Here is a 591-nt window from a genome sequence, read left to right on the forward strand (position 1 = left end):
TCGTACAACGTATTTGACTTTTCCAGTAAGTTTTTGTGGTACCGTTCAACAGACTTTTTCCAGACAAACGTAAACTTATTCGCATTCGCTTCAATCTTGGTACCATCAATGAAAATAGCTTCTTCATTAATTAATTTTTCTTCTACGAGTTGACAGCGAAATTGGACAAAACATTGGCGAATTAATTCTTGCATATCTGGGTGAACACGGAATCGATTAATTGTTCGATAACTCGGTTCATACCCTTGTGCAAGCCACATCATTCGAATACTGTCTTTTGTGAGGTCTTCTATTCGACGTCCTGAAAAAGTGGATTGTGTATAGCCGCATAAAATTAGCTTCAACATCATACGTGGATGATAGGACGGACACCCCGTACGGTGAACAAAAGGAGCGAAAGCTTCATTCGGAATGCTTTCAACTAAATGATGAATCGAAAAGGCAAGATCATTTTTTTGTAATTTCATTTCTAAATCTAACGGCAAAATTAATTGATTCATGTTATACTCTTTAAACATAAGGACACTTCTTTCTGCTATTATTTTTGTTGTGGTAAACATTATTTTATCAGAAGAGCGTCCTTTTTTTAAT

Annotated in this window: 1 protein-coding gene; it reads right to left on the bottom strand. The window is 35.5% G+C overall.

Translation table 11 applies throughout. From position 1 onward, the window contains the following. Positions 1–518, bottom strand: a 518-nt coding sequence (locus tag ACTHOQ_RS18905) for a transposase (RefSeq protein ID WP_440497741.1), incomplete at its 3' end; no start/stop codon positions are given. Between the last annotated feature and the right edge of the window lie 73 nt (positions 519–591).

Source organism: Solibacillus silvestris, from assembly GCF_051967575.1.
Taxonomy (GTDB): Bacteria; Bacillota; Bacilli; order Bacillales_A; family Planococcaceae; genus Solibacillus; species Solibacillus silvestris_B.